The 21,098-nt window shown below is 28.2% G+C and carries 27 protein-coding genes; 23 read left to right on the forward strand and 4 right to left on the reverse strand.

Annotation, left to right across the window (positions count from 1 at the left end; genetic code table 11):
* Positions 1-91: 91 nt before the first annotated feature.
* The 23 genes from NSA58_RS04235 (at position 92) to NSA58_RS04345 (ending at position 18,537) form a co-directional block, all read left to right on the forward strand.
* A complete protein-coding gene (locus NSA58_RS04235; protein ID WP_257560134.1) occupies positions 92-502 on the forward strand; it encodes an HNH endonuclease in 411 nt (136 codons plus the stop codon).
* Between the two features lie 125 nt (positions 503-627).
* On the forward strand, positions 628-1,200 hold the full coding sequence (locus NSA58_RS04240) for a hypothetical protein (protein WP_257560135.1): 573 nt from the start codon (positions 628-630) through the stop codon (positions 1,198-1,200).
* Positions 1,190-2,881: a terminase TerL endonuclease subunit gene (locus NSA58_RS04245; RefSeq protein ID WP_257560136.1), complete on the forward strand. Its 1,692-nt coding sequence runs from the start codon at positions 1,190-1,192 to the stop codon at positions 2,879-2,881. Before NSA58_RS04240 ends, NSA58_RS04245 begins: the two co-directional genes overlap by 11 nt.
* A 15-nt stretch (positions 2,882-2,896) precedes the next feature.
* A complete protein-coding gene (locus NSA58_RS04250) occupies positions 2,897-4,141 on the forward strand; it encodes a phage portal protein (RefSeq protein ID WP_257560137.1) in 1,245 nt (414 codons plus the stop codon).
* Entirely contained in the window at positions 4,122-4,724 is a 603-nt protein-coding gene (locus NSA58_RS04255) for an HK97 family phage prohead protease (protein WP_257560138.1), read from the forward strand. The genes NSA58_RS04250 and NSA58_RS04255 overlap by 20 nt, the downstream gene beginning before the upstream one ends.
* Positions 4,725-4,770: 46 nt before the next feature.
* The gene (locus tag NSA58_RS04260; RefSeq protein ID WP_257560139.1) at positions 4,771-5,934 is read left to right on the forward strand and encodes a phage major capsid protein; all 1,164 of its coding nucleotides are present in this window, start codon (positions 4,771-4,773) and stop codon (positions 5,932-5,934) included.
* A 13-nt stretch (positions 5,935-5,947) separates the two neighbouring features.
* Positions 5,948-6,109 carry a hypothetical protein gene (locus NSA58_RS04265; RefSeq protein ID WP_257560140.1) on the forward strand — a complete coding sequence of 54 codons (162 nt, stop codon included), beginning with the start codon at positions 5,948-5,950 and terminating at the stop codon, positions 6,107-6,109.
* Positions 6,099-6,383 (forward strand): head-tail connector protein, encoded by a 285-nt coding sequence (locus NSA58_RS04270; protein ID WP_257560141.1) that lies wholly within the window; start codon positions 6,099-6,101, stop codon positions 6,381-6,383. The genes NSA58_RS04265 and NSA58_RS04270 overlap by 11 nt, the downstream gene beginning before the upstream one ends.
* 8 nt (positions 6,384-6,391) lie before the next feature.
* Positions 6,392-6,739 carry a phage head closure protein gene (locus NSA58_RS04275; protein WP_257560142.1) on the forward strand — a complete coding sequence of 116 codons (348 nt, stop codon included), beginning with the start codon at positions 6,392-6,394 and terminating at the stop codon, positions 6,737-6,739.
* Entirely contained in the window at positions 6,739-7,191 is a 453-nt protein-coding gene (locus NSA58_RS04280) for an HK97-gp10 family putative phage morphogenesis protein (protein ID WP_257560143.1), read from the forward strand. Before NSA58_RS04275 ends, NSA58_RS04280 begins: the two co-directional genes overlap by 1 nt.
* Positions 7,188-7,595 (forward strand): hypothetical protein, encoded by a 408-nt coding sequence (locus NSA58_RS04285; protein ID WP_257560144.1) that lies wholly within the window; start codon positions 7,188-7,190, stop codon positions 7,593-7,595. The genes NSA58_RS04280 and NSA58_RS04285 overlap by 4 nt, the downstream gene beginning before the upstream one ends.
* Positions 7,577-7,993, forward strand: coding sequence for a phage tail tube protein (locus tag NSA58_RS04290; RefSeq protein WP_257560145.1), 417 nt, complete (start codon positions 7,577-7,579; stop codon positions 7,991-7,993). The genes NSA58_RS04285 and NSA58_RS04290 overlap by 19 nt, the downstream gene beginning before the upstream one ends.
* 32 nt (positions 7,994-8,025) lie before the next feature.
* The gene (locus NSA58_RS04295) at positions 8,026-8,328 is read left to right on the forward strand and encodes a hypothetical protein (protein WP_257560146.1); all 303 of its coding nucleotides are present in this window, start codon (positions 8,026-8,028) and stop codon (positions 8,326-8,328) included.
* Positions 8,329-8,363: 35 nt separating this feature from the next.
* Positions 8,364-8,657: a hypothetical protein gene (locus tag NSA58_RS04300; protein ID WP_257560147.1), complete on the forward strand. Its 294-nt coding sequence runs from the start codon at positions 8,364-8,366 to the stop codon at positions 8,655-8,657.
* The gene (locus tag NSA58_RS04305) at positions 8,647-11,451 is read left to right on the forward strand and encodes a hypothetical protein (RefSeq protein ID WP_257560148.1); all 2,805 of its coding nucleotides are present in this window, start codon (positions 8,647-8,649) and stop codon (positions 11,449-11,451) included. Before NSA58_RS04300 ends, NSA58_RS04305 begins: the two co-directional genes overlap by 11 nt.
* Positions 11,452-11,490: 39 nt before the next feature.
* Positions 11,491-11,844, forward strand: coding sequence for a DUF6711 family protein (locus NSA58_RS04310; protein WP_257560149.1), 354 nt, complete (start codon positions 11,491-11,493; stop codon positions 11,842-11,844).
* Positions 11,845-11,860: 16 nt separating this feature from the next.
* Positions 11,861-13,300 (forward strand): gp53-like domain-containing protein, encoded by a 1,440-nt coding sequence (locus tag NSA58_RS04315; RefSeq protein ID WP_257560150.1) that lies wholly within the window; start codon positions 11,861-11,863, stop codon positions 13,298-13,300.
* A gap of 124 nt (positions 13,301-13,424) precedes the next feature.
* The gene (locus NSA58_RS04320) at positions 13,425-16,217 is read left to right on the forward strand and encodes a BppU family phage baseplate upper protein (protein ID WP_257560151.1); all 2,793 of its coding nucleotides are present in this window, start codon (positions 13,425-13,427) and stop codon (positions 16,215-16,217) included.
* A 12-nt stretch (positions 16,218-16,229) separates the two neighbouring features.
* The gene (locus tag NSA58_RS04325; RefSeq protein WP_257560152.1) at positions 16,230-16,376 is read left to right on the forward strand and encodes a hypothetical protein; all 147 of its coding nucleotides are present in this window, start codon (positions 16,230-16,232) and stop codon (positions 16,374-16,376) included.
* A gap of 51 nt (positions 16,377-16,427) precedes the next feature.
* Positions 16,428-16,658, forward strand: a complete 231-nt coding sequence (locus tag NSA58_RS04330; RefSeq protein WP_257560015.1) for a hemolysin XhlA family protein — start codon at positions 16,428-16,430, stop codon at positions 16,656-16,658.
* A gap of 15 nt (positions 16,659-16,673) precedes the next feature.
* Positions 16,674-16,931 (forward strand): phage holin family protein, encoded by a 258-nt coding sequence (locus NSA58_RS04335; RefSeq protein ID WP_257560153.1) that lies wholly within the window; start codon positions 16,674-16,676, stop codon positions 16,929-16,931.
* 81 nt (positions 16,932-17,012) lie between these two features.
* Positions 17,013-17,672: a Rha family transcriptional regulator gene (locus NSA58_RS04340; protein ID WP_257560154.1), complete on the forward strand. Its 660-nt coding sequence runs from the start codon at positions 17,013-17,015 to the stop codon at positions 17,670-17,672.
* Between the two features lie 127 nt (positions 17,673-17,799).
* Positions 17,800-18,537, forward strand: coding sequence for an N-acetylmuramoyl-L-alanine amidase (locus NSA58_RS04345; protein WP_257560155.1), 738 nt, complete (start codon positions 17,800-17,802; stop codon positions 18,535-18,537).
* 234 nt (positions 18,538-18,771) lie between these two features.
* On the opposite strand, the gene NSA58_RS04350 is transcribed toward NSA58_RS04345, so the two are convergent.
* The 4 genes from NSA58_RS04350 to NSA58_RS04365 all read right to left on the reverse strand — a co-directional run bounded on the left by NSA58_RS04350 (position 18,772) and on the right by NSA58_RS04365 (position 20,994).
* Positions 18,772-19,068 carry a hypothetical protein gene (locus NSA58_RS04350; protein WP_257560156.1) on the reverse strand — a complete coding sequence of 99 codons (297 nt, stop codon included), beginning with the start codon at positions 19,066-19,068 and terminating at the stop codon, positions 18,772-18,774.
* Positions 19,069-19,171: 103 nt separating this feature from the next.
* Entirely contained in the window at positions 19,172-19,348 is a 177-nt protein-coding gene (locus tag NSA58_RS04355) for an AbrB/MazE/SpoVT family DNA-binding domain-containing protein (protein WP_257560157.1), read from the reverse strand.
* Between the two features lie 511 nt (positions 19,349-19,859).
* Positions 19,860-20,753, reverse strand: coding sequence for a ParM/StbA family protein (locus NSA58_RS04360; RefSeq protein WP_148490065.1), 894 nt, complete (start codon positions 20,751-20,753; stop codon positions 19,860-19,862).
* Between the two features lie 28 nt (positions 20,754-20,781).
* A complete protein-coding gene (locus tag NSA58_RS04365; protein WP_257560158.1) occupies positions 20,782-20,994 on the reverse strand; it encodes a hypothetical protein in 213 nt (70 codons plus the stop codon).
* Between the last annotated feature and the right edge of the window lie 104 nt (positions 20,995-21,098).

Genomic DNA, 21,098 nt, shown 5'->3' on the forward strand with positions numbered 1-21,098 from the left:
GATACAAAACTTGTTAAGAAAGTAGCGTTTAAATGGACTGATACAAAAAAACTAAATTATTCTGTAAGAATACAATGCTGGAATGAGTACAATGGTAAAAAAATATCTTCAACAAAAACTTATTATATATTGTGGAAGAATACATAAAAAAGAATTCATATGTCCTATGAAGCCTAAGAATAATAAATATAAAACAAGTGAAGCTGATAAGTTTAGATGGACAAGATCATGGCAAAAGAAAAGGGATGATATAAGGAGAAGAGATAAACACTTATGTCAGATATGTATAAGGAAGTTATACAATACAATAAATAAATATAATTATAATAATTTAGAAGTTCATCATATAGTACCTATTAAAGAAAGTTATGACTTAAGATTAGAAGATACTAATCTAATAACTCTATGTGAGTATCACCATGAACTAGCTGAACAAGGAACTATACCAAGAGATGAACTACTATCTATTGTAAAAGCTCAAGAAGAAGCTGAAAATATTTAAATATATACCCCCGGGGTATCAGAGATTTTCTAGAAGGTCCTAGGAACACCACGTGTCTACCTCTGTAAATAAAATATTCCCACATCAGCTTTTAAATGTATTTTTTGAAAGGAGGTCTATTTATTATGCCTACACCACCGAAACCTTTCTCGGTTTTAAAAAGTGAAAAAAAGTCACATCGAACTAAAAAAGAACTTAAATTAAGAGAAGAAGGGGAAGCTGCTTTAGCTACTGGTGTAGCTATAAGAGAACGACCTGAAGTAAAAAAAAATCCAATAGCACATAAAGAATTTTTAAGGGTAAATAAACTACTTAAAAATATAGGGAAAAATGATGCTATTTATGAACCAGTGATAAATAGGTATTGTTTATTACAAGCTGAATGTGATGATTTTGAAAAGAAAAAAGTTGAAATTTATAATTTAATTGAAGAATTAAAAGATACATTTTATTCTGTAGTAGATGAATTAGAAGAATTAGACAAAGCTAAAGAACTAAGGAAATTTACTTCTGAAATTGCTTCATTATCAAGTACTATGATTGCAATAGATAAACAACTACAGACAAAAAGAAAAATGCTTCTTGATATAGAAAAAGAAAATGTAATGACTATAACATCAGCACTTAGAAGTATACCTAAAAAGGTTGATAATGAATCTAGTAAAGAAAAATTACTGAGGGCTATAAATGGAGATTAAAGATAGTAAAGCTTATAAATATGCTAAATGGTGCATATCTGATGATAACAAAAAAGTTCCTATCTATGTAAAAAAACAAGCTCAAGACTGGATAAAAAAAGCTGATGGTATAGATGAAGATGCATATGTAGATGAAAAAGAATTAAATAAGATAAATAGAATATTAGGATTAATGGTCCATCCAGATTTAATGTGTCCTATGAATGAAGGTTTAGAAGATTATGCATGGTTTTTAATAGTTGCAACATTATGCACAAAAATGAGAAATGATGAAAATAAAGATATAAGATATTACATAACAGCTGTACTAGAAATAAGTCGTAAAAATTTTAAGACTTTTAATAGTGCAGTTATTTTTATACTCTTATTAATTACAGATAAGCCATTTTCACGTTTCTTTTCTGTTGCACCAGATTTGAAATTATCATCTGAGTTAAAAATAGCTATAAGAAAAATAATAAAAGTTAGTCCCTTATTAGCAGAAGATGATGTATTTAAAGTCCTTAGAAGTGAAATAAGATGTTTATTAACTGATAGTGAATACATACCACTTGCATATAGTGAAGACCGTATGGATGGAAAGTTAGCAAATGCTTTTTTGGCTGATGAAGCAGGAGCAATGGACAGTTATCCAATAGAAGCCATGAGATCATCACAAATAACTTTATTTAACAAGCTTGGAATAATAATTAGTACTCAATATCCAAATGATAATAATGCAATGATAGATGAAATTGATATATCTAAGAAAGTACTAGATGGATTAATAGATAATAAAAGAAGATTTTCTTTATTGTATGAACCAGATAGTGAATTCCTAGTCAATGATCTATGGCAAACAGAAGATTTAGTAATATATCAGAGTAACCCTGTATCTGTAAAAAATCAATATATATTTGATGCAATAACAGAAATGAGAACTATGGCTATTTTATATGAAAATAAAAGAGAAAATTATCTTTGTAAACATAATAATATAAAATACAAAGGTCTTGGAGTAGAAGGATATATAGAAGTTACTAAAGTTAGAGAGTGTAAATCAATAGAAAATCTTAAGTTTTGGAAGGGTAAAAAAGTATATCTAGGAGTCGATTTATCACAATCAGATGATAATACTTCTGTTGCGATGGTAACAGAATATGAAGGCAATATATATGCAAAGGTTTGGGGATTTATTCCTAGTGACAAACTTGAGTTAAAAAGCAAAAGAGAAAACGTAAATTATAAAAAACTCATAAGAGATGGAGTATGCTTTGATTGTGGAGATGAAGTAATAGACTATAGTTTTATTGAAAAGAAAATACTTGAGTTAGAAGATGTATATGGAGTAGAGATAGCTCAGATAGGATATGACCGATATAATGCTTTAAGTACAGTTCAAAAGTTAGAGAATGATGGATATGAATGTGTTGAAATTAAGCAACATAGTTCAGTATTACATATGCCAACTAAATTATTAAAAGAATGTATATTGAGTAAAAACTTTAGTTATGATGAAAATTTAATGTTAGAGATTAATTTTCAAAATGCTAGATGTACAGAAGATACAAATTTGAATAAATACGTTAATAAGAAAAAATCTTCTGGAAAAGTGGATATGGTTGTAGCATTAATAAATGCAACTTATTTATTACAACAAGAACAGTTGAATGGAAGTGATTTCACTATCCAAGTTATATAGAAATGAGGTGAAATGATGAACTTGAAATTTTGGAAAAATAAAAAAGAAAATCGGTCAATTTTAGAGCAAGAGGATACTAATTTAAAAGATTTATTGCTAGCAGCAGGATTGATTGAGGATAGCATAACTAGAACAGAAGCTTTAAATATTCCAACCTTAGCAGGATGTGTAGAGTTAATATCATCATTAGTTGCAAGTATACCTATTAAGCTTTATAAAGAAGAGAATGGAAAAATAATAGAAATAAAAGACGATATAAGGCTTAAACTCTTGAATGAAGAGACAGGAGATACACTTACATCATTTGAAATGAAAAAGGCTTTTGTTATAGATTATTTGCTAATGGGAAATGGATATATATACATAAATAAAGAAAGAGGTAACTTTAAAAGTTTACATTATGTTAAGGAGAGTAATTTAAGTATAAATAGAAATTCAGATCCAATTTTCAAAAATTATGATGTATTAGTACATGGTCATATATATAAACCTTATGATTTTATTAAATTATTAAGGCATACAGATAATGGTTGTACTGGCTATGGAATAATAGAAGAAAATATTATATTACTTTCTGTTATTTATAATTCGCTTAAATATGAGAATATACTAAGTAAAACTGGAGGAAATAAAAAAGGATTTATTGAATCTGATTCAAAATTAACACTTGAGGCAATGCTTAATTTAAAAGAGCAATGGAGAAATATGTACTCTAATAATACTGAAAATTGTATAGTGCTTAATAAAGGATTACAATTTAAAGAAAGTCAAGCAACTCCAACAGAATTACAGTTAAATGAAAATAAAATAACTAATGGTTCAGAAATTTGCAAAATATTGAATATTCCACCAAGTATAATAAGTGGAGATGGTAAAGCCAATGAAGGTGACTTTGATAAAATGTTTAAAATGGCTATATTACCACTACTTAATAACTTAATGGCAAGTATAAATAGAGACTTACTTCTAGAAAAAGAGAAGAAGTCTTTTTATTTTGGGTATGATGCGAATGAGTTATTAAAAGGTGATATAGAGAAGAGATTTAAAGCTTATGAAATAGCAATTAAGAATAAGATAATGGGTGTAAATGATATAAGATATAAAGAAGATTTAGAACCTCTGGAATTATTTGAAGATATTATCTTATTAGGGTTAAATGATGTTCTTTATAATACTAAAACAGGAAAAGTATACACTCCAAATACTGATAAAACATCAGATATGAAAGGGGGTGATACTAATGAGAATAGAGATTCGTAATGATAGTGTAATACTTGATGGATATGTAAATGCTGTTGATAGGGAAAGTAAGCCAATTCCTTCTGTAAAAGGAAGGTTTGTTGAAAAAATAAAACCTGGAGCATTTCAAAGGAGTTTAGAAAGAAGATCTAATGTTGATTTATTATTAAATCATGATAAAAATAGAAAACTTGGTTCTACTTCAGAAGGAAATCTTGAGTTATTTGAAGATAATATTGGATTAAGAGCAATATGTACTGTAACAGATCCAGATGTAATTGAAAAAGCTAAAAACAAACAATTAAGAGGATGGAGCTTTGGATTTTATGCAGAAAAAGACAACTGGGAAACAGTAGAAAATGGTTATGAAAAAAGAACTGTAGAAGAGTTGGATTTATTTGAAGTAACTATAGTTGATGATACCAGAAATCCAGCATATTCAGCTACATCTATTGAAATGAGAGATGATAAAGAAGTATTAACTGAGAATAGAGTAACTGATTTTAAAGCTATAACAATAGATGAATCTAAAAATAAAGAAAAAAGAACAAACATTGATTATAGCAAATATAAAAAAGAAATAGAAACATTTAAAAAGTCTTAATATAAGACTTTTTTATTTTACTTAAATTTAAGGAGGATAAATCACAATGATAATAAAAATAGCAGAATTTAGAACATTACCAATAGATGGTAAAGCATTAGAAGAACAAAGAACAGAGTTAGTAAATGAAATGACTAATATAGTAGAATCTGCAGAAGCTGAAACAAGAACATTAACAGATGAAGAAGAAACTAGATATGATGAAATCAAAAAAGAAATATCTAAAATAGATAAGACTCTTTCAGCTATAGATGAACAGAGAGCTTTTAATAAGATTCCTGCTAAGAAAAATGCAGAAGAAGAAGGTCTTGAATCAGAAGAAAGAGCATTTGCAAATTATATAAGAGGAGTTGTTGAAACAAGAACAACTAATTTAGCTGTGGGTGATAATGGAGCAGTTATTCCAAAGACAATTGCCCAAAAAATAATAAAAAAGGTACATGATATATCACCTATATATCAATTAGCTACTAGATACAATGTAAAAGGAGATTTAACAATACCATACTATGATGAATCTTCATCAGCAATTACAACAGCATATGCAACAGAGTTTACAGATTTAGAATCAAGTTCTGGCAAATTCTTAAATATAGAATTAAAAGGATACTTAGCAGGTGCATTAACAAAAGTATCAAAATCATTAGTAAATAACTCTGATTTTGATTTAGTATCTTTTGTTATAACTGCTATGGCTGAAAGTATTGCTATATTTATTGAAAAAGAATTATTAAAAGGAACACCAAGTAAAGTAACTGGATTAAGTACAGTTAAACAAAAAGTAACTGCTGCAAGTTCTAATGCTTTAACAAGTGATGAATTAATAGATGTACAAGAAATGGTTCCAGATATTTATCAAGCAGGAGCAATATGGATAATGAATAAATCTACTAGAACAGCTATAAGAAAATTAAAAGATAACGATGGAAATTACTTATTAAATAAAGATGTATCAGCTAAATGGGGATACACTTTATTAGGAAAAGATGTTTATACTTCTGAAAACATGGATGCAATGAGTTCTGAAAAGACTGCTATTTACTATGGTGATATGTCTGGACTAGCTGTTAAGCTAAGTGAAGATGTAAATATAGAAGTTTTAAGAGAGAAATATGCTACTCAACATGCTCTTGGTGTAGTTGGATGGGTTGAATTAGATTCTAAGATAGAAAATGAACAAAAAATTTCTGCATTAGTAATGGGAGCTTAATTGAGGTGAACATATGAAGGTAAAAGCATTAGTAAGTTTTGCTGGTGCTTTTTCTATGCATAAAGGAGAAGTAAAAGAGTGCAACGATAAATATATACTTGATGATCTTCTCTCTTGTGGTTATGTAGAAGAAGTAAAAACAGGCGAAAAGAAGGTGGAAGCTAATGAAGATTAGCGAAGTAACTATTGATGAATTAAAAGAATATGCAAACGTTGAGCATAATTTTGATGATGATATATTTGAAAATATACTAGTAGCTGCAAAGAGCTATATAAAAAGTTATACCGGATTAAATGATGAGCAAGTGGATAAAAAAGAAGATTTAACGATAGCTTTAATGGTTCTATGTAATGAAATGTATGATAATAGAGTATTTTCAGTTCAAGATAATAAAGCAAATACTGTAATTGCAAATATATTAGATATGCATTCAGTTAATTTATTGTAGGTGAATATATGAGTAGATATAGAATTAATCCAGGTGAATTAAGACATAGAATAGTAATTCAAAGACCTAATAATAATCAGAATGAATATGGAGAAATCGAAATTAATACAAATGAAAATTGGATTGATGTTGCTGTTGTTAGAGCAGGTATATATCCGATTAGTGGAAAAGAATTTTTTTCAGCAGAAACAGTAAATAGCGAGATAACTCATAAAGTTAAAATAAGATATATCAAAGGATTAACCTCAAATATGAGAATTAAATTTGGTGATAGATATTTTCAGATTATATCACCACCAATAAATTTTCAAGAAAAGAATATAGAGTTACAGCTCTTGTGTAAGGAGTTGATATAATGGCTAATTTCAGAATAGAAGGAATGAAGGAATTACAAAAATCCATTAAAAAATTAGGACAAGTTCCTCAAAAATGTGTAACTCCAGCATCTAAAAAAGGTATGAATATAGCTCTTAAAAGTGCTAGAAAAAATGCACCTGAAGGTGATACTGGTCAGTTAAAAGGTGGAATGAAATTAATAGGTGAAAAATCTAGAACTAAAGGTAAAAAAGTTTATCAAGTAGTTTTTGATAGAAGTAAAAATAATGTATTTCAGAAAAAGAATAAAGATGGAAAGGTTACAGGATATTATCCAGCATCACAAGAATATGGTTTTTTTGCTAAAAATGGAAGATACATACCTGGATATCACTTTATGAAAAAAGCTATGGAAGATAATAACAAAGCCATAACTAAAAAAATAGTTGATGAAATGAGCAAAAATATAGATAAGGCATTAGGTGGAAAATGATAGAGCAAGCTTTGAGATATGAATTAAATAAAATTAATGAGTTAGAAAATAAAATATTTCCTACAAATGCTCCAGAAGGTCAAAAAGCACCATATTTAGTTTATATATCAAACAATAAATATTTAAAAGATTTAGATGGAGTAACAAAAGATAGAGAATGTTACTTAATTCTCAATGTTTTATGTAACTCATATTCAGAAATGAAAAATATAACTAAAAAAATTGAAAATATAATCAATAAGTTTCCATTAACTAGAATAGGAAAAGAAAATTTATATATTCAAGATATAACTCTTTCAGATATATCAGAAAGTTATGAAGAACAATTAAAATTACAAAGAGGTATTATACCTTTTACGATTTATTACAAGGAGGAACAAAACACATGGCTACAAGAAGTTTAGGAACAGTTTTAAAAATAGGAAAAGATGTTAGTGCAACTAAAATAGGTGGATTAACTGAAATAGGTGGAATAGAATTAAGTGCTGATACATTAGACAATACCACTTTAGAGAGTGATGGTGGATATAGAGAATTCATAGGCGGCTTCAAAGATGCAGGAGAAGTCAGCTTAAGTGGATATCTAGAAATAAATTCAAGTAATGGACAAAAAAAGATGTATGATGCATTTGAAACAGGAGATGTTCAAGATTTTGCAATAGAGTTCCCAGAGAGTATAGGTGCTAAATGGGCATTTAAAGGAGTTGTTACAGGATTCTCTACAGGTGCAAGTTTAGAAGATTTAATTAGCTTTGGAGCAACAATTAAAGTATCTGGAAAACCAACTTTAACATTAGAATAAAAATAAATTATATAAATTTAGGAGGAATAAAAATGTATACACCAATAGAATTAGACAAAACAAGAAATTTTAGATACGGAATGAAAGCTATATCATATATAGAGGAAAAGTTAAAAACACCTATATCTAAATTAGATTTAAATGGATTAACTATGAAAGATACAGCTATAGTTATATGTGCAGGATTAATACATGAAGATAAAAAACTAACTCCAGATAGGGTAATGGATTTAATCGATGAGAAAGGAAATTTTATTGAAGCAATTGAAATTATGGGAGAAGCTTTTAATAAAGCTTTTGGTGGTAATGGAGAAAATGAAGAAAAAAACGAGTAGAGGGTAACGATGAAGAATTTTCTATAGATGAAAGTTTGAAAATCGCTACCCTTTGCTCTTTATCTCCATTAGAATTTTGGGAACTTACACCATATGAATTTAGTTTAATAGTAAATTCATACGTGAAGAAAAAAGAAGAAGAGACAGATGAAAAAATAACACTAGCGTATATTAATGCTTTATGGACTATTCAATTTTTAGGAAAAGATAAGCCTAAACTTGATGATTTTTTAAATAAAAAACATAGAAAAGAAATGACAGATGAAGAGATGTTAAACCAAATAAAACTCTTAAATAATGTTTTAGGAGGTGCGACAAATGGCAGTTAAAAATTTACTTATTAGAGGTGGAGCAGACTTTAGCAATATGCATAATGGTCTTAATAATGCTCAAAAAAAACTATCTAATTTTCAAAGAAATGTAAATGGCATTATGAGAAAAGTTGCTACTGTTTTTGCGACTATAAAAGTAGGCGAACTTATAAAAAATAGTGTACAAGATGCAATGAGTGTTGAAACTTCTATAGAAAACATAAATAGAACTATGCAGAATAGTTCAAAGGTTTTTGAAGATTGGATAAAAAGTCAATCTCAAGCATATGGTATGAGTATTCAAGAAGGGTATAAATACGGTTCAACTTATAGTAACTTAATATCAAGTTTTGAAAATAATACTAAAGAAGTATCGGATAATACTCAAGAATTATTAAAAGCTACTTCAATAATAGCCAGCAAAACTGGTAGAACTTTTGAAGATACTGCTGAAAGAATCAGATCAGGTATGCTTGGTTCAACAGAGGCAATTGAGGATTTAGGAATTTACACCCAAGTTTCTATGCTACAGAGTACAGAAGCATTTAAAGAACTTGCAGATGGAAAGTCATGGCAACAATTAAATTTTCAAACACAGCAACAGATAAGACTTGCCGCTATATTAGAACAAACATATTCAAGGTATGGTGCTACATTAGCTGATACTACTCAAACAAGGCATAACCAATTTATTGCAAGCTTAAAAAATGTTCAATTAGCATTAGGACAAGCCTTTTTGCCAATTTATAATGCTATATTACCACCTTTAACAGTATTTATGAATGCATTAAGTAAAGCTATATCAGTAATTTCTGTATTTACTAATGCTTTATTTGGTAAACCTAAAGTTGCACAACAACAAGTAAAAGCTATAAACAATCAATCAAGTGCAGTTAGTGGATTGAGTAATAGTTTAGGTGATACTTCTAAGCATTTAAATAATACTGCTAAAAGTGCAAAAAAAGCAAAAAAGGAAATCGGTGGACTGATAGGTGGATTAGATGAAATAAATAATTTAAATGTAAATACAACAGCTGGAACAGCTGGAACAAGTGGTACAAGTGGTAGTACTCCAAATACATCAATACCTTCTGTAAGTGGACTAGGAGATATAGGTACTATAGATATGGGTTCTACTATAGATACATCTGGACTAGATGCTAAGGCAAAGAAGATAGCAGCTATATTTGCTAAAATAAAAAATATTATTTCAAAAAATAAAGATGCTATCATAGCAATTATGGCTGGATTAACAGCAGGAATAGGATTCTTAATGATTAAGAATTGGGGTAAAATAACTAAGTTTTTTTCTAAAAACTTTCCTTTCTTGACTAAGATTTTTTCAAGAGTTGGAAAAGCAATATTAAAACCTTTTACATTAATAAAAACAGCAATAAAAGGCTTATTAGCTATAAATCCAGTAACAGCAGCAATAACCATAGCTATAGTATCAGTAGTATCTGCAATAACTTATTTATGGAGAACAAATAAAGACTTTAGAGACAAGGTAATTAAAACGTGGAATGATATAAAAGATGCCTTACAGCCTTGGCTAGAAGGTTTTAGTATATTATTTAAAACATTAGCTGATATAATTGGTACTGTTTTAGGAGGAGCTTTTAAATTAATCTCAAAAGTAATTATAAAAGTTGTAGAAGTTTTAGCTGGAGATTTCATGAATGATTTACAAAAAATGTGTCCTAGTATAAAAGCAGTTGGTAAGATATTTTTAAAATTCTGTAAGGATTTACAAAAAGATTGGAAGAAAATTAAAAATTTTAATTTCAAAAAGTGGGTAGATAAAAAGAAAAAAGAATTTACTGATTTTTGTAAAGGTATTACAGATAAATTTAAAAAGCTTAAAGATGATATAAAGAAAAAATGGGACGAGATAGTAGATGCAGTAAAAGAATTTGTAATCAACATAACATCAAAAGTGGAAGATTTTAAGGAAAAAGCTTTAGAAAAGTGGGAAGAAGTAAAAGATTGGATTAAAGATAAGGCTTTAGAAATAGCTGCAAAAGTAGGTTCTTTTTATGATAAAGCAAAAGAAGGATATGATAGTGCTAATAAGTGGATGAAGGATAAATTATTAGAAGTAGGAGCAAAAGTAGCTAGTTTCTATGATAAAGCGAAAGAACGATATAACCATGCTAAAACATCAATAAAAAATTGGGTACTTTCCCTAGGAGCGAAAGTAAGCTCTTTCTATGATAAGGCTAAAGAGAGATATGAAAGTGCCAAAAAATCAATTAAAGGCTGGGCATTAAGTGTAGGAGCGAAAGTAGGTTCTTTTTATGATAAAGTAAAATCAGCTTATAATAGTGCTAAATCTAAAATAAGGTCATGGGCTTTTAGTATTTCATTAAAAGTAAAGACAACAGCTAGTAGTGTAAAAAGTACTATAAATGGAATTATAAAACAGGTAAACAATGCTGTATTAGGTAAAATTAAATTTACTGTTCCAGATTGGGTACCTATATTTGGTGGAAGAACTTGGAAAGCGCCTAAGATACCTTACTTGGCGAAGGGTGGTCTTATAGATAGTCCAACTCTTAGTGTAATCGGAGAACAAGGTAAAGAAGTTGTGTTACCTCTTGAAAATAATACAAGAGCTATTGATTTAATAGCAAGTAAATTACAAAGTGGAATGTCGACAAGCGATGTTAATAGTTTTAATAATTCAAGCAACAATACACCTAAAGAAATCTATAATGGTGATTTTATTGTAAAACTTGATGGAAATACAGTATTTAGACAATCTATTATATCTATATTAAGACAATTAAAAAAACAAGGAATAAAAATATAGGACTTATTAATTTAGGTCCTATTTTAGTGAGGTGATAATATGGCAATTCTTACAATAGCAGGTGTAGATGTTAAAAATCCTTCTGTTTTTCAAGTAGAAATTACAGATATAGATAAAGAGTCTGAAAGAAATGCAAATGGAACAATGCAACGTACTAGAGTAGCTACAAAAAGAAAGTTAACGGTAGAATGGGGACCACTTTCAAATTCAGAAATATCTAAGATATTAAAAGCAGTAAAAGATGTATTTTTTACTGTAAAGTATCCAGATCCAGAAGAAGGCAAAACAATTACTAAAACTTTCTACACAGGAGATAGAACATCTCCTGTATTAAGGGTTAGAAATGGAGTTATTATGTGGGAAGGTCTAAGCACTAATCTAGTTGAAAGATAGAAAGATAGGTGAATAAATGTATACAAATATTACAGAAGCATTTAAAATTGCAAATAGCAAAATAACTAAAAACTATGAAAGTAGAATTACAATTGGTGATACAATTCTTACAAATGATGATGTAATAAATATCTCTTTTAATAGTATGTTAAAAAATGATAATGCTTTTAGTGTAGGTAATTGTATCTCTACTACATGCACATTAACTTTTATTACTCCAAATTCAATTATAGATACATCTAAGCAAGTTAAAATTGAATTTGGACTGTTGCTTGAAAATGGATTGTATGAATATGTTCCTTACGGTGTTTTTAATATTGCAAATGAAAGTGAGACAGACACAACAACGACTTTCACAATGTATGATAATATAGTTAAACTAGATATTCCTTACATAGATGAAGATAATCTAACTACATATGATAAATTATTAAGAATTCAAAACCAAACAGGAGTTGAAATTCATGAAGATGTATTTGAACTAATAGCTACTAATTCAAAGCAAATTAAAATAGATGGTTATTCTTGTAGAGAAGTTTTGGGATTAATGGCCAGTTTGGTTTTAGGTGATGTGAGCTGCACTAGAGATGGGCAAATAACAATAAAAACATTTAAAAAAGATGATACACCTAATTATAAGCATACATTTACAATAGATGATTATTTAAATTTATCATACGAAAAAGATATATTTAAAATCAAAACACTTAGAGTGATTTGGGAAGATAGAGATTCAATGGAGTTTAATATACATGATACTGGGAAGGTGGTTGAAATAAATAACCCTTTGTTCTCGCAGAAAATGTATGAGAATGGTAATGCTTACTGGGGAGATGATATGTTAATATATGCTCCATATTTAGAATTTAAAGGTTATTCAATGAATTTTGGAGGTAATATATTAGCTGATTTAGGAGATGATGTTTTAATAACTAATAAAAAAGGTGATAGTTTTAATAGTTATATTCATAATATGAATATTAATTATAATGGTACTTTTAACATGATTATTGGAGCAAGTGGAGAAACAGATACTACTAATTCTACCACTGCTAAAACAGAAGAAGAATCTGAAATTGAAAGAACAAATCTAGAAATTGATAAGATAAGTGAAAATATTGTAAAACTCAAAGGTCATAAAAAAGTTAGTAATGTTTCATCAAATGATTCAAGCTACATGGTCATGGGAGATTTGCTAATATGCTGGGGTAGTGTCACATTTTCAAGTATAACTGCAAGTACAAGACTTACACAGTCCGTAACTTTTCCTAAAAAATTTGCATTTATGCCGTTTGTTTCTGTAAGTGATAACACAAGTTATGCCAATCAAGTTATAACAACTGTAGGTGATATAGAGTTGTCAGGTTGTAACGTTGGATTATACACAGCATCAAGTTCTGTAACAAGTAAAAAAATATTTTGGCTTGCAATAGGTAATAAGCATTCAAGTGTGTAAAAAATGTAATAAATAAAGTACTATATTATAGATAAAGAGACTATCGAAGAATAATAATAGTCTTTTTTTATACAAAAAACTAATCTATAGTTGAATAATAAATGATTAGAGAAAGAAGGTATACATGGGAAGATTAGACACAAGGTATATTATTAAATTAGATACGAAAGCAACATTTTTAAATCCTACTTTGGTATTTTCGATTAATGATGCTGAAACAAGTGACTTGTATATTAGAGTAACTAATAAACATAAGCTAATAGATGTAAGTAACATGATACCAGTAATTGTTGTTATAGACCCACATGGACAACTATATAGTGACTTCATGGAAGTTACAGATGATAATCTTTTGTATTATGATATAAAAAAGACTATGAAGTCACAATCTGGAAAATATATAGCAAAAGTTATGCTCGTAGATAATCAAGAAAAAAAGGTTCTAAGGGGTAATTTTTCTTATGCTGTTGAAGATGATGAAATTTCATTATTAGATGAAAAAGCTGGAGAAGATGATAGACTTCCTATTTTGACAGAGTTTATTTCTAGATTAAGTACTATTGAAAAACTAGAATTGAGTAGACAAGAAGCTGAAACAAATAGAGTAGAAGCAGAAAAACAAAGAGAAATAGCTAAGCAACAACTTATAGATCAAGTAAATAAACTTATAGCAGACACTAGTTTAAAAGTCGAGGAAAATTTATCTGAACAGAATAAAAAAGTTGATGATAACTTACTAGAAAATAGTAATAAAGTTACTAAGTTAATAAGTGATACTACTACTAAAATTGATAGCTATAAAACTGAAAAAGATGAAGCTATACAACAAGATCTACAATTGTACAAGCAAGAAACCACTAAAAATATAGATGATTATAAGTTAAGTAAAGATATAGAAATAAATAAAAACTTATCTGACTATAAAACTAGTACTACAACAGATATAGAAACATATAAAAATAATAAAAATGCAGAAATAAATCAATATAAAACTGAAAAAGATTTAGAAATAGATACTTATGTAGCTAATAAAAATAAAGAATTAGATAGATATGTAGCAGCTAAAAATAATGATATAGATAATTATAAAAAAGCTAAAGATTTATTAATTGATGATAAGTTAAAAGAAGTTGATGCATCTGAAAAAAGCAGAGCAGAAGCTGAAACGTTAAGACAAGAACAGCACACAGAAAGGGAAGCATTTTTAAATGGGTTTGAGTCTAAAGTAAATGCAAATGAAGCTAAAAATACAGAGCAAGATGGCAGATTAAATTCTGTAGAGTATATTAGCAAAAGACAAGATGTGGTATTAGGGGGCTTACTGAATGAAAGTGGAGATAAAAGACTAGCTATCACAGGAGAAGGCAATCATCTTAAGTTAGAACATTCCAAAGATGGTGTGGTTGAAGTAAATAGTGTTGTTGGTAATACTATGGTGAACTTAAGTGGTACTCCATATCTAGCAACAACAAGTAACCATGGTGTAACTAGTGATAATGATTATATACGTTTAACTGCTAATGGAACTTATAGGAATATATTCTTTGAAAATATTGCATATAAACCAAGTACTGAATATACAATAATTATCTTCATTAGAAAAAATACAGTAAATGCCAATTATTCTGTATATGATAATGCTAACACGGATTCTGTTTTTTATGGTTCATACTACAATATTAAACCAGGAACAACAGGAGTATTTATTACTAAACAAACAACTAGAGCTGATATAAGCTCATGTACTTATGGAATAAGGAGTTTCATAGGTCCTAACGCTACAGAGGGTGAAATTGAAGTTAAATTTGTTGTTTTAGAAGGTGACTACACAAATAAACCTATACCAAACGAATATTTTGAAGGTATGAAATCTACATTTGATAACTGTTTAGTTACTCAAGAAATGATAGATGCAGGAACTGAGAAAGCTGAGAACTTAGGTAAATATAAAGGTGAATTGAAAGTTGTTGGGAAGAATAAATCAACTGGAACTTACTATCCTGGTGGATTACAGTCTAATGGGGCAGAAGGGCCTAATGGAACAAGCAACATAACGTATTTTAATAAAGTTAAACCTAATACTAGTTATGTTACTAGTATAGAGGGTGTTAATAGGTTAACAAATATATATTTTTATGATAAAGATAAAAAGTTTATATCTAAATCGGATATTCCTCTTGTAAATTTCATCACTCCTTCAAATTGCCACTACACAAGGCACACATATGGTACAAGTAAAGAAGGAATTTTACAACTTGAAGAAGGAACAGTTGCATCTCCATACGAGCCATACAAAGAGTCCAAGCAAACTCTATACCTAGATGAACCTTTGTATAAGGATAACGAGTTATGTATTCATAATGGTCAATTAGGATATTGGAAGAATTGTGAAAGAACTGTGTTTAATGGTAGTGATGATGAAAATTGGAGGATTAGTGGAGCGAATAATGATGATTATACCACTTTATTCTTTATTAATGATGGCATTAGTAAAATAAGTAATTCAGCTATAAGTGATAAATTTAGAGTTATAACTTCTTATACGGCAGGAAATCCTGAAGGTGTAAAAGGCGATAATTTAGATATTAATATTAGAATATCTAATAGTAAGGCTACTGATTTAGTATCATTTAAACAATGGCTACAAGTTAATCCAACAACTGTAATGTATGAATTGGCAGAACCAATTTTCGTGCCAATACTAGAAAACACACCACAGTGGATACTAAATTGTTTTAATGAGTGTACATTATCTATTGATAGTAATATTACTGCTACAAGTATGAGTGCAACTTATTCAGGTAATGTTGTAAGTGTTGTGGCTTTAGATAAGATTCAATATGAACAAGACAAGGTTGCTATAGAGAATGCTTACAAATTATCAGTATTAGGAATAATGACAGGAGTAACTATATAAGGAGGGTTTGATATGTATAAATTATGTAAAAGAGTTATAGAAACAAAAAACTATGATAGTAAAGAGATTATGTTGAAAATGTTAAACACGTTTTGGATAGATAGATGTTTGACAGAGCAAGAGTACAATGAATTAAAAGGTATGCTAGAACTTACTTAATAAATAGATTTAATATTGAGAATTAAAATTTTAAATAGAAAGGACTATAACATGGATGAATTACATTTAAGAGATACCTTAGAAAGGCATGAAAAAAGGCTTAATGGTCACTCTGAAAGGATTGATAAATTAGAAAAAAATCAAGCTAAAACAGATGTGAAAATTGAGAACTTATGTAATAGTTTAGAAAAATTAACAGGAACATTAAATAAGCTAACTTATGTACTTATAACTACATTAGTTGGCTTTTTTATTTGGTCAATACAACAAAATTTATTTTAATCAGGAGGTAATGTTATGGATTTAACTTTTTTAAGTGATTATGTAGTTTTGGTAATTGTAGGTATATGTGTTTGCGTAGGCTATGTTTTAAAGAATAGCTTTCCTTCATTGGATAATAAGTATATACCACTAATAATGGCATTATTAGGATGTGCATTAAATATATGGATAGTTGGTGGAATTAGTCCAGATGTTATTCTAGGAGGTATGTTTAGTGGATTAGCTAGTACAGGAGCACATCAATTATTTGTAACTTTAATACAAAGTAAATAGTTAATTTAAAAAGTGACTTTGTTTAGATCATAGACAAGTCACTTTTTACTTTATAAAAAATATAAAAGGAAGGATTGCGTGATGAAAAATTTAAAACAAATACAAAATAAAAACATAGAAATATTAACTATAAATAGTAGAGAAGTTTCTAAAATGTTAGACATTAAACATAAAAGTTTATTAAGAAAAATAGATGATGTTAATAAAGATTTTACTGAGCACAAAATTGTGCCGAGTGAATATTGGATAGAAAGTTCATATAAAGACTCAAGTGGAAAAACAAATAGATGTTATGAAATTACAAAACGTGGATGTGAGTTTATAGCTCATAAGACAACAGGAACTAAAGGTAATATTTTTACACATAGATACATAGAAAAATTTGAAGAATTAAATCAAATAGTTAATGGTCATAAAAGTATAACTGTTAATGATGCAAATAATATTATATCCAATAAGCTTGATAAAGCTATAGCTACTATAGATAACAAATATGCTAATTATGTAAGACCATTAGCAGTAGATAAAGTTAGAATAGCTAGATATATAAAACAAAGATTAGGTATAAAGAGAGCTGATGAAGATTTCTATTTAGTTAAAGAAAGAGTATTAATACTATTAGATGCTGAAAAATGGGAAGATGTACCTGTAAATAAATTAAAAGATGCTTTTAGGTTAATAGATGAAAGTATAGATGTAATGATTAAAGGTAGAAATCTAAGACAAGTTAATTGGTTCTAAAATAGCATAAGTATGTAAATATTTATAGCATTAAAATAACTTAATTTATTAAAGTGAATTTCTTTGACCAAAAGGAGTTCACTTTATTTATTTAATCAAAATATAAAAATATTGGAGGTAAATTAATATGAGTATAAAAAAACCAAACGTAGTAGAGAAATGGCAAAAGAAAAATAAATATGGTAGACCTGGAACAACATTAAAGGCAACTAAAATAGCAATACACTATACAGGTGAAGCTGATGTACCAGGAAAGAACACAGTATCATATTTTAATAATGTTGTAGCAAATGGATATAAAGTAAATGGTAAATATGTATATGCATCAGCTCATTATGTCATAGATCTTGATGGTACTATATATCAGTTAATTCCTACTGATGAAAGATGCTATGCTACAAATGAAGCTAATAGTTATGCTATAGCTATAGAAGTTGCTACAACAGGAAAAGATAATCATTACACAGATGCTACATACAAAGCTATGGTTCACTTATGTGCTTGGTTATGCCAATATAAAGGATTAGACTGTAAAAAAGATATAATAACACATACAGATGTTGTGGGGAAAAATTACAAATTGTGTCCTATTTATATGGTTAAAAATCCTAGCAAAATGGACCAGTTCAAATTAGACTGTTATAACCTTAAAGCTGAAAAGATATCTGTAAAAGATATAAAAAATTGTACAAATGGAAAAGGAGAGGTTACGAAAGTACCTGGTACTTCAAGCACTTCTTCAGATAAGAAAACAGTGTATAGAGTCATAGCTGGAAGTTACTCTAAAAAAGAAACTGCTGAAACACAAGCTAAGGAACTGAGTAAGAAAGGCTATGATGCCTTTGTTGCTCCTTATGAGTTATAAATTTTGCCCAAAAATATATTTTTTAGTTTGAAATATTAACTTTAGGGAATATATACATATAGATTCCCTAATTAAATTACACTTAAAAGAAATGCCGAGCGTTAGGCATTTCTATTTACCCTCACAGTAATAAAATATATTATAAAAACCTCTTAGAGTTGATTCTAAGAGGTTTTTATTTTTTTATATGCATAAGTATATATATAATTTTTTTCTAGCTCTAGCACTTTTATTTTATTCATTTAATAATATTTCCAAATCATTAAATAATGTATTATATATATAGTCATTAAATTTATTCTCTTCTAAATCAGATATTACAGTGTCTAGATATTCAGATATATCTAGCATTGTTACATCTTTAGAGTCTGTATCTACATAATAACCAAGAATTTCTATTTTTAAATTTATACTGTTTAGCCACTTTAATTTTTCTTTAATATCCCCTGTGTTCTCTTCTTTCTTAATTATTTCTAAACCTTTATATAATATTTCTAATAACTTTTTTGTATCATCTTGATTCAGTTTCATTTTATTTACCCCTTTTCTTTTTTATTTGTTTTATAAAAATATCTAAGTTAGATATTAAAACCTAACCTATCTATTTTTTAAAATTAAAATTTTGTCCCTTTAATTACTCTTTTACTTTTTCTATTACTATTTGACCGTCTTTAAACGTAACTGATACTTTTCTATTATCAGTGTCTATACCCATTTCCTTTATCCATGTTGCAGGAAGTGAAATTCTAGGTGTATAACTACCACTTCCTGACTTGTTAAAGCTTATATTTAATTCTCTTTTTTCTTCCATAGTTTAACTCCTTTTATTGCTTGGATATCTAAGTATATAAGAAAGATACTTAGATATCCTTATGTTGATTGATTATACAAAACGTAATATTAAATTTATTATGCTTATTACTAAAGTTAGATACAATATTCTTCTTTCCTTATTATTCATGTTTATTTAAGTACCTTTCATGTTATAATAGAAGAAACAAAAGTTTTTACTTGGACTTAGTAGGTGCTAAGTCCAAGCCTTGATTTAGAAGAACTTATCTATGATAGTTTTTATTAAATCAAGTATGCTTATTATTAGGAGAATCTTTGTAGTTGTCAGCTCGAGATTCTCTTTTTTGTTTTTCTTTTGTTTCTTACTTGGCACTTTCTCTCCTCCTTTCTTTTTTATTTATCTCTTACCTCCTTTCTATACTTTAATTATATTATTTTCATGACGTCCCGTCAAGTGTTTCCACAAAAAAGTTTTATTTTTTTATAAAAAATACCAGGAGTATGTCCTGGTATTTTATTGATTTATTTAATTATCTCATCATTTTTCTATATCCATTTGCATTAGCAAATACATGAGTTTGTATATCATCCATTACAATTATACCCGGTATATTTTGCTTAAATACATTTCCTAATAGCTTTGCTCCTCCACCCATTACTACAACTGCCTCTGTACTTATTGGGTAATTAAGTTTTAATTCATTATATATTTTTTTAAATAATTCTCTTGAAGCTCCTATATTAGAAGATATGTCTTGTTTCTCACCTTTAAAGTAAAAACCTTTATTTATGTAGTCTTGAACTTTATCTCTATCTATAGTAACTTCTCCTTGGAATCTTTCATCTTTTTCCATTGATTTAGATATAGCATCATATATATTTATTGTCCCGATATCTATAGAATATGGTTTAGTTGCTCTATTTTCTTTAATTAAAGCTATATCTGTTGTTTTTCCTCCTATATCTACAATTACAACATCTCTAGAACCAACTCTATCTTGAATGTCTTTACCAAAGTATAGATACCCTGTTACACCTTCTGGAAATACTTTTACACTATTTATATATATTCTTCTACTTGTATCTCCGAATTTTACATTAAATTCCTTATCTTGTAACTTATCAATAACTACTTGTTTAAATTGAGTATATTGTTTTATTGGTAATCCTAATGCTAAATCAACAGTATCTTCATTTGTAGATTTACATATAGCTCCTAAAAGAAGTGGTATATAATTTTCTTTTTCAAATTTTTTCGGATTTATTTCTTCTTCACCTTCACCTAAAAAGAATACTTTTCCATCCAGAGTCAATCTATCTGCACTTGTTCCATACTCTCCTACAGTAGTAATCTTACTTTCAAAAATTACTCCTTCACTTGTTTTTACAGCAAAGTTTCCTATATCTATTCCTAGTTTAGCCATTTTTATTCCTCCCTAATATTTATATAATTTAATCTTCGATATTAAAATTAAACCCATCAGCTGGATCATTGTCTTGAGATTCTAATGTTTTTGGCATAGCTACTATCTCTGGATTATTTCCATTTATAACAGCCCATACAAGTTCCTTTATATAACCTGCGGGTGATAGTTTACTATCTAGGAATTTTTCAATTTCTTTTTCCTTCGGGTTATTCTTAAATGTAAGAACTATCCTGCTCATATTATTCACCTCTTATTTTTATAAAATTTGTTAATCTTTAACTATATTTTATAAAATTTTATAAAATTTGTCAATAGAAAAATATGCAAAGTTTTATAAAATTT

Origin of the sequence: Terrisporobacter muris (assembly GCF_024621905.1) — a bacterium.
GTDB lineage: Bacteria > Bacillota > Clostridia > Peptostreptococcales > Peptostreptococcaceae > Terrisporobacter > Terrisporobacter muris.

Excerpts from the sequence above, each read along its gene's own strand:
- NSA58_RS04235 (WP_257560134.1), top strand. The coding sequence starts at position 92 with ATGGTAAAAAAATATCTTCAACAAAAACTTATTATATATTGTGGAAGA.
- NSA58_RS04240 (WP_257560135.1), top strand. The coding sequence starts at position 628 with ATGCCTACACCACCGAAACCTTTCTCGGTTTTAAAAAGTGAAAAAAAG.
- NSA58_RS04245 (WP_257560136.1), top strand. The coding sequence starts at position 1,190 with ATGGAGATTAAAGATAGTAAAGCTTATAAATATGCTAAATGGTGCATA.
- NSA58_RS04250 (WP_257560137.1), top strand. The coding sequence starts at position 2,897 with ATGAACTTGAAATTTTGGAAAAATAAAAAAGAAAATCGGTCAATTTTA.
- NSA58_RS04255 (WP_257560138.1), top strand. The coding sequence starts at position 4,122 with ATGAGAATAGAGATTCGTAATGATAGTGTAATACTTGATGGATATGTA.
- NSA58_RS04260 (WP_257560139.1), top strand. The coding sequence starts at position 4,771 with ATGATAATAAAAATAGCAGAATTTAGAACATTACCAATAGATGGTAAA.
- NSA58_RS04265 (WP_257560140.1), top strand. The coding sequence starts at position 5,948 with ATGAAGGTAAAAGCATTAGTAAGTTTTGCTGGTGCTTTTTCTATGCAT.
- NSA58_RS04270 (WP_257560141.1), top strand. The coding sequence starts at position 6,099 with ATGAAGATTAGCGAAGTAACTATTGATGAATTAAAAGAATATGCAAAC.
- NSA58_RS04275 (WP_257560142.1), top strand. The coding sequence starts at position 6,392 with ATGAGTAGATATAGAATTAATCCAGGTGAATTAAGACATAGAATAGTA.
- NSA58_RS04280 (WP_257560143.1), top strand. The coding sequence starts at position 6,739 with ATGGCTAATTTCAGAATAGAAGGAATGAAGGAATTACAAAAATCCATT.
- NSA58_RS04285 (WP_257560144.1), top strand. The coding sequence starts at position 7,188 with ATGATAGAGCAAGCTTTGAGATATGAATTAAATAAAATTAATGAGTTA.
- NSA58_RS04290 (WP_257560145.1), top strand. The coding sequence starts at position 7,577 with ATGGCTACAAGAAGTTTAGGAACAGTTTTAAAAATAGGAAAAGATGTT.
- NSA58_RS04295 (WP_257560146.1), top strand. The coding sequence starts at position 8,026 with ATGTATACACCAATAGAATTAGACAAAACAAGAAATTTTAGATACGGA.
- NSA58_RS04305 (WP_257560148.1), top strand. The coding sequence starts at position 8,647 with ATGGCAGTTAAAAATTTACTTATTAGAGGTGGAGCAGACTTTAGCAAT.
- NSA58_RS04310 (WP_257560149.1), top strand. The coding sequence starts at position 11,491 with ATGGCAATTCTTACAATAGCAGGTGTAGATGTTAAAAATCCTTCTGTT.
- NSA58_RS04315 (WP_257560150.1), top strand. The coding sequence starts at position 11,861 with ATGTATACAAATATTACAGAAGCATTTAAAATTGCAAATAGCAAAATA.
- NSA58_RS04320 (WP_257560151.1), top strand. The coding sequence starts at position 13,425 with ATGGGAAGATTAGACACAAGGTATATTATTAAATTAGATACGAAAGCA.
- NSA58_RS04325 (WP_257560152.1), top strand. The coding sequence starts at position 16,230 with ATGTATAAATTATGTAAAAGAGTTATAGAAACAAAAAACTATGATAGT.
- NSA58_RS04330 (WP_257560015.1), top strand. The coding sequence starts at position 16,428 with ATGGATGAATTACATTTAAGAGATACCTTAGAAAGGCATGAAAAAAGG.
- NSA58_RS04335 (WP_257560153.1), top strand. The coding sequence starts at position 16,674 with ATGGATTTAACTTTTTTAAGTGATTATGTAGTTTTGGTAATTGTAGGT.
- NSA58_RS04340 (WP_257560154.1), top strand. The coding sequence starts at position 17,013 with ATGAAAAATTTAAAACAAATACAAAATAAAAACATAGAAATATTAACT.
- NSA58_RS04345 (WP_257560155.1), top strand. The coding sequence starts at position 17,800 with ATGAGTATAAAAAAACCAAACGTAGTAGAGAAATGGCAAAAGAAAAAT.
- NSA58_RS04350 (WP_257560156.1), bottom strand. The coding sequence starts at position 19,068 with ATGAAACTGAATCAAGATGATACAAAAAAGTTATTAGAAATATTATAT.
- NSA58_RS04355 (WP_257560157.1), bottom strand. The coding sequence starts at position 19,348 with ATGGAAGAAAAAAGAGAATTAAATATAAGCTTTAACAAGTCAGGAAGT.
- NSA58_RS04360 (WP_148490065.1), bottom strand. The coding sequence starts at position 20,753 with ATGGCTAAACTAGGAATAGATATAGGAAACTTTGCTGTAAAAACAAGT.
- NSA58_RS04365 (WP_257560158.1), bottom strand. The coding sequence starts at position 20,994 with ATGAGCAGGATAGTTCTTACATTTAAGAATAACCCGAAGGAAAAAGAA.